This is a genomic window from Sandarakinorhabdus oryzae, assembly GCF_009733735.1.
Classification (GTDB): domain Bacteria; phylum Pseudomonadota; class Alphaproteobacteria; order Sphingomonadales; family Sphingomonadaceae; genus Sandarakinorhabdus; species Sandarakinorhabdus oryzae.
This window is the reverse complement of the sequence record NZ_WNJP01000151.1, coordinates 1-6,506: the sequence shown is the minus strand read 5'-3', so window position 1 is coordinate 6,506 and position 6,506 is coordinate 1. Positions and strand designations below refer to the sequence as shown.

The window sequence follows — 6,506 nt, the reverse complement described above, 5'->3', positions numbered from 1 at the left end:
ATCGCCGGCGGCTACTGGCTGCGCGAACCCGCGCCCGGTGCCGAAGCCGCCATCGTCGCCATGGGCGCGCTGCTGCCGGAGGCGCTGGCGGCGTGGGAGGCGCTGCGCGAGGATGTGCCTGGCCTCGGCCTGCTTTCCGTCACCAGCCCCGATCTGCTGCATCGGGGTTGGCGCGCCGGCCACAGCCATGTCGAGGCGCTGCTGTCGCCGCTGCGGGCCGGCGGCAAGCTCGTCACCTTGTGCGATGCCGCGCCGGCCAGCCTGTCGTGGCTGGGCAGTGTCCATGGCCATCGCGTCGTGCCGCTGGGGGTGGACCGCTTCGGCCAGACTGGCGATCTCGTCGATCTGTTCGCCGCCTATGCGCTCGATCCGGATGCCATCATCACCGCGATGGCCCGAGCACTATCTGCATGACCTCTGTCGTCATGATGGCGCGCGCAGCGTACGGGCAAACAGCCGGTTGACCAGCCGGGCCTCGAGGAAACGGCCAATCAGGTAGAGCAGGGCGAAGATACCCGCGAATACCCAGGCCGGCGTGGCCGAGGGCGGCTCCTTCTTCTTCTTTTCCTTCTCCGCCTTGATTTCCTTCTTGGACTTGGGCGGCGGCGCGCCGAGCGCCACGTCGATCGGGTTGCGCGGGAACTCCTTGGCCTCGTCCTTCTTCTTGTCGGCCTTGGCGTCCTTCTTCTTGGCCTTCTCCGCCTTTTCCGCGGCTTCGGCCTGCGCCCGCTGATAGGTCTCGGCGGTGATGGCCAACTGGCCGAAGGCGATGAACAGCAGCGGCGCCAGGAAACAGGCGAGCAGGGCGTGGCTGGTCAGTTCATAGCGCAGCACGCGCCGGCCCGGCACTTCGTCCACCTGCAGCAGGCCGGCGTTGTAGATCGCCATCCGGTCCTGCGCGGCCGGGTCCTTCTTGGTGAAATAGAGTGTCGCCGGCCCGCGCTCATGGCTGGTGCCGGTGGCGTGGAACAGCGGCGTCAGCCGGTCGAGCGCCACATCCGCCGACTGGTCCTCGGGCAGGTCAACCTCGCCGCGCACGCGCCAGATCCAGTCGAAATGGCGCAGCGGCGAAGGGCTGGCCGCGATTGCCGCCTCCGGCCCGGTCGGGACGGTGGAGGCCATCTGTGCTGCTGCCGGGGTCGGCGGGCTGCCCGGTGTCACTCGGCTGCCACGCCGGCCGCCCGGCCATAGCGGCTGCGCAGCGTCTGCCAGCCTTCGGTGAACGGCTGCAGCATCTGCTCGCGGATGGAGAGGCGGCGGCCGCCCTCCTGGCCCAGGATTTCCGCCTCGCCATCGACACAGGTGCCGAAGATTCGATCGATGAACACATAGAGCCCGGCAAAATTGCTGCGCGTCGCTTCATAATCCTGGCTGTGATGCACGCTGTGATGTTCGGTGGTGTTGAACAGGTAGCGCCACCAGGCCGGCGTGTTGAAGCGGACATTCAGGTGCATGTAGATGCCGATGCCCATGCTGATCGCGCCGGCCAGCAGGAAGGCGCGCGGCAGGAAATCGAAGAAACCGCCCAGGCCCAGGCCGATCAGGAACAACTCCACGGGGTTGCCCACCGCGCCTTTGAAGATGTTGAACTGGGTGATGTAGTGGTGGACCTTGTGGGTGAGCCATAGCGGGTACCAGTTGTGCATGCCGCGGTGCATCCAGTACTGGCCGAAATCGAAGATGAAGGTAATGGCGAAGGCCTGCACCAGCAGCGGCAGGCCCATGAACCAGTCAACACTCTCGATGTCGAGCTTCTCCTTGGCCAGCCCGATCAGCGCGTCGCTGCCGATGAAGCCCTCGATCGTGTCGAGGAAAGTATAGCCCAGCCCGACATAGAAGAGATCGACCGCCAGTTCTTTCCAGGTGATGTTCCAGCCCTGGTGGCGCGGGAAATACCACTCCATGGCAAACAGGATGGCGCGAAAGCCGAGGCCGATGCCGATGGCGACCGAGGCCTTGGCGATGCTATTGGGCGCGTAATACCAGAAGATGATCAGTGCAAACAGCACGACCGGCTGGAACCAGGTGAAGAACAGCACCTTCAACGGGCTGCCCTCGACGCGCGGGACATTTTCCCAGCCCACGGTGACCGGGGCCTCGCTGCCGATGATCCTGTTGCCTACCCGAACCCCAGCCATGAATCCCCCGGTCCTGTCCACGTCATGGCGCACTCTGCCTGCCCCCACGGCAGCGACCATACGACAACAGACGTATGACAATAGCACACAGGGCCAGCCTTGACACGGCCTGCCATCGGCGAGCCACTGGCGCGGCATTTTGGCCACATGTGCCCATTCTTCGAGGGGTTACGTCAAACGGCCCATGTCTGCCGCATCGGGCCACCCATAGGACGGAGGCCAAGGCGGGGAAACAAATCCGTCATGATCGCGCCGGGGGTGGGGTCGCCATGCAAAGGCAAGGCTTTCGCATGGGGACGAGCATGAAACTGGACAAGCTTATTCGGGCAGGGCTGCTGTCGGCCAGCGTGTTGACGGGCGTGGCCTTGATCGCGGCACCGGCCCTGGCGGCCGAGGCTGATGCCGGCGCTGCCGATGCCGCTGATGGTGCCAACGAGATCCTGGTCACCGCCACCCGCCGGTCCTCGGCGCTGGCCGATGTGCCGATCAACATTGCCGTCGTCGGCGCCGATACGCTCGCCAGCCAGCGCATCAACGACATCCGCTCGCTGGGCGATCTCACGCCAGGCGTCACCATCAACAACACCGGCCCGCGCGCCAGTGGCACCATCGTGCTGCGCGGCCTGTCCGCCGATGACGTCAGCGATTTCGGTTCCAACAACGACAATGCCGTCGCCATCTACCTCGGCGAAGTGCCGCTCTACGCCGATTTCAAGCTGCTTGACCTGCAGCGCGTCGAAGTGCTGCTTGGGCCGCAGGGCACGCTCTATGGCGCCGGCACGCTGGCCGGTGCCATCCGCTACCTGCCGAACCGTCCCGACACCACCAAGTTCAGCGTTGATGCCCATGTCCGCGCTTCGGCGGTGGACGAAGGCAGCCAGCTCGGGTTCCAGGGCGATGCCACGGTCAACATCCCGATCATCAAGGATCACCTCGCCCTGCGTTCGACCGTTGGCTATTATTACGAGCCAGGCTTCATCGATAACCCGTTCCTGCTCAAGCAGCCGGGCGTGTCGCTGCCGCAGCCGGGCGGCGCCTTCGACACCAGCATCACCCAGGCGCAATATGATGCCAACTTCTTCCGCGCGAAGGATGTGAACTTCGAACGCACCTGGACGACGCGCAACACCCTGCTGGTCGAAGTGAACCCCGATCTGAAGGCCTATTTCACCGCTGCCTTCCAGCAGACCAAGACCAACGGCCGCCAGTCCAACGGCGCCTTCCAGTTCAACACCGGCAAATATGAACTGCCGGTGCGCTATCTGGAGCCGGCGGACCGCCGCACCTATCTCTATTCGGCCGAAATCCAGGCCAATCTGGGTGAGATCGCCCAGCTGGTGTCGTCCACCGCCTACACGCTGCTGCGCCGCAACAACCGGTCGGAAAACACCGATCTGCTGCTTGATCTCAGCTACAGCTACGAAGCCTTCCCGGCCTTCTCGTCCTATGCCAACGGCTCCAACCGCAACGAACAATTCACCCAGGAACTGCGGCTGGTTTCCACCCATGGCGGCCCGATCAGCTGGACGCTGGGCGGCTTCTACAATCACCAGAAGAATTTCGGTGATCGCCAGGAATATACGCCGGGCTTTGCCGCCTTCATCGACAGCCCGCGCATCGATGACCTGGAATATATCAGCTTCTTCGACAACTCGAACAAGGAGAAGGCGGTCTTCGGCGAAGCCACGGTGAAGTTCACCGATGCCTTCCAGGTCACCGGCGGCTTGCGCTATTACAAATATGACGCCACGGCGCGCGGTGGCACCGATCTGCCGCTGTTCGGTGGTGGCCTGGTGCGCACGCCCTATCCGCTGATCCAGTTCGCGCCGTCGCGCATCGGCAGCGGCAAGGCCAGCAGTGACGGCTTCGTGTACAAGGCCAACGCCTCCTACAAGTTCCGCGAGGGCCTGCTGATCTATGGCACCTTCTCCACCGGCTATCGCATCGGCGGCCCCAACACGGTGGCGCCCTGCATCCTGCCGCTGGGTCCCGGCCAGAATGTCTGCGCCTTGCCCAACGAGCTCTTTTATGGGCCGGACAAGACCTACAACAAGGAAATCGGCATCCGCGGCACCTTCTTTGACGGCCGCCTGACCATCAACGCCGATGTCTATCATATCGTGTGGAGCGGCCTGCAGGTCGGCAGCCAGACGGTGAACGGCGCGGTGGGCATCACCACCAACGCCGGCGCCGCCGTGTCGAAGGGCTTTGAATTCAACGGCAGCCTGCGCCTGACCAACAACCTCACCCTGTCGGGCAGCTATGCCTATGTCGATGCCCATCTGACCCAGGATGCGCCGGGCCTGATCGTCCGCTCCGGCGCCGACGGCAGCAGCTTTGACGCCTTTGCCGGCGACCGGCTGCCCGGATCGCAGAAGCACAGCGGCAGCCTGATCGCCAACTGGAAGAAGCAGATTGGTGACGACACCAGCCTGGCGATCAACTGGGGCCTGATCTATCACGGCAACCAGTTCACCAAGGTCGGCAACCGCGGCTTCGGCGAGGTCATCCCGTCCTATTGGCTCAACCGCGCCTCGATCAACCTGACCAAGGGTCGTTACGAGATTGGCGTTTATGCCAACAACATCTTCAACGTCTATGCCATCAACTCGGTCGGCAATGACTTTGCCAAGATTGGCGTGCAGAATCAGGATTATGGCATCAGCCGGCGCTATTACAGCTATTCGGTGCTGACGCCGCGCACTGTGGGCATCGAAGCCCGCGTCCACTTCTGATCTGAACCCTACCCGCATAGGCGGCGGCGCGGCCCGAAAGGCCCGCCGCCGCTTTGCGTTTCAGATCGCGATCCCGGCTTCGGCAAGCAGCGCGGCGACGGGCGCCAGCGCCGCTTCATGGGCGCGCCAGCGGGCGACACTGTCCCGGTACATCGGCCGGCGCACCTGGGCGGCGCTGGGGGTCGCCACGGCGGCGGCGTTGGTGTGGAATTCCAGCGCTGCATCGGTCCAGTTCAACCCGCAATGCGCGAACAGCCGGCGGCTCTGCGTCTCCTGGTCGGCGACCAGTTCCTCATACTGCAGTTGCAGCACGCGGCCGGGCAATTGTTCCTCCCAGAAGCGCATCAGCCGATCGAAGCGCACATAATAGCGCGCGGTATCAAGGAGATCGTGGCTGTAAGCATAATAGGTTGAGGTGGTGGCAAAGAGATTCTTGTAGTTGCTCCACACCGTGTCCATCGGATGCCGGCGCAGGCAGACGATGCGGGCATTGGGCAGCGCCCGGGCGATGTGGCCGACATAGAGGAAATTGGCCGGCAGCTTGTCGATAAAGCGGCCATCGGCGCGGCGGCGATGCTGGTTGGCGCGCGCCATGTAATCGGCGCCGACCGCCGCGGGTGACAGGTCGCCGGCCGCCGCAATGGTTTCGGGATCGGTGACCAGCCGCGAGCGCGTGCCACTCAGCAATTTCACCGCCAGCGGCATCGCCTGCAATTCGCCGGCACTGTGGACATCAGGATGGGAGGAGAGGATGCGGTCTACCAGTGTCGTGCCGGTGCGCGGCATGCCGATGACGAAGATCGGCGCGTCTTCCACCGTGCTGGCGCCGCTGAAATAGCCGGGCTGGCGAAACGCCGCCTCGATCGCATCAAAGATCGCCGCATCGGACGCGAAATCATAGCCGATCCGCGCCTTGTGCGCCCGGTTGGCGGCATCGAGATGGGCAAAGGCCCGCGCGGCGTCGCCCAGTTCCTCATATTCCTTGGCCAGCGCATAACGGATGCGCAGCGCATCGTCCGGCCCCGGCTGCCGCGCCAGCACCGCCTCCAGCCGCACGACATTGTTGTTGTCCGCCGTCGCCTTGGCCAGGCCCGACAGCGCATAATGCACCCGGCCGTTGGCGGGCGCCATCGCCAGTATCGCCTCGTGCTGGGCCGCTGCATCGGCCACCCGGCCCAGGAAGCCCAGCGCCATGGCGAGATTGTAGCGAAACTCGATGTTGCGCCCATCGCGCGCCACCGCCGCCTCGAAACTGGCCAGCGCCGTCTGGTGATCGCCCAGCCGGGCGTGGACATTGCCGATCGTGTCGAAGGTGAGCGCGTCGTCCGGCCCCAGCGCGGATGCCGCCAGGGCCGCATCGCGCGCCTCGCCATCACGGCGCAGCATCATCAGCAGCCGCGCGCGCTGGGCCTGATATTCGGCGGTGGCGTGGAGCGCGATTGCGGCTTCCACCTGTGCCAGCCCGGCGCTGACCCGGCCCTGGCCAGCTTCGGCCATGCCGATCAGAAAGCGGCCTTCCGCGGCCAGCGCCGGCTGCGGCAGGCGAGCGAGCTGCGACGCCAGGCGATGGACGCTGGCCAGATCGCCGCGCGCCAGGGCGTCACGCGCGGCAGCGGGGGAGGGGTGGTTCATG

5 protein-coding genes are annotated in these 6,506 nt (G+C 65.0%); 2 read left to right on the top strand and 3 right to left on the bottom strand.

The window, feature by feature from the left end:
* A partial coding sequence (locus tag GJ693_RS16990) for a transketolase-like TK C-terminal-containing protein (protein WP_408014578.1) occupies window positions 1-414 on the top strand: 414 nt, incomplete at its 5' end.
* Window positions 415-423: 9 nt separating this feature from the next.
* On the opposite strand, the gene GJ693_RS12680 is transcribed toward GJ693_RS16990, so the two are convergent.
* Window positions 424-1,122 (bottom strand): hypothetical protein, encoded by a 699-nt coding sequence (locus GJ693_RS12680; protein WP_235902873.1) that lies wholly within the window; start codon window positions 1,120-1,122, stop codon window positions 424-426.
* Between the two features lie 35 nt (window positions 1,123-1,157).
* Window positions 1,158-2,138: a sterol desaturase family protein gene (locus GJ693_RS12675; RefSeq protein ID WP_156256657.1), complete on the bottom strand. Its 981-nt coding sequence runs from the start codon at window positions 2,136-2,138 to the stop codon at window positions 1,158-1,160.
* A 302-nt stretch (window positions 2,139-2,440) separates the two neighbouring features.
* On the opposite strand from GJ693_RS12675, the gene GJ693_RS12670 reads away from it, so the two are divergent.
* Window positions 2,441-4,873: a TonB-dependent receptor gene (locus tag GJ693_RS12670; protein WP_156256656.1), complete on the top strand. Its 2,433-nt coding sequence runs from the start codon at window positions 2,441-2,443 to the stop codon at window positions 4,871-4,873.
* Window positions 4,874-4,933: 60 nt separating this feature from the next.
* Here GJ693_RS12670 and GJ693_RS12665 read toward each other — a convergent pair whose 3' ends face one another.
* Window positions 4,934-6,505, bottom strand: a complete 1,572-nt coding sequence (locus GJ693_RS12665) for a tetratricopeptide repeat-containing sulfotransferase family protein (protein ID WP_156256655.1) — start codon at window positions 6,503-6,505, stop codon at window positions 4,934-4,936.
* Between the last annotated feature and the right edge of the window lies 1 nt (window position 6,506).

What these genes read in the sequence shown, in the direction of transcription:
- GJ693_RS12680 (WP_235902873.1), bottom strand. Translation starts at nt 1,122, where the DNA reads ATGGCCTCCACCGTCCCGACCGGGCCGGAGGCGGCAATCGCGGCCAGC.
- GJ693_RS12675 (WP_156256657.1), bottom strand. Translation starts at nt 2,138, where the DNA reads ATGGCTGGGGTTCGGGTAGGCAACAGGATCATCGGCAGCGAGGCCCCG.
- GJ693_RS12670 (WP_156256656.1), top strand. Translation starts at nt 2,441, where the DNA reads ATGAAACTGGACAAGCTTATTCGGGCAGGGCTGCTGTCGGCCAGCGTG.
- GJ693_RS12665 (WP_156256655.1), bottom strand. Translation starts at nt 6,505, where the DNA reads ATGAACCACCCCTCCCCCGCTGCCGCGCGTGACGCCCTGGCGCGCGGC.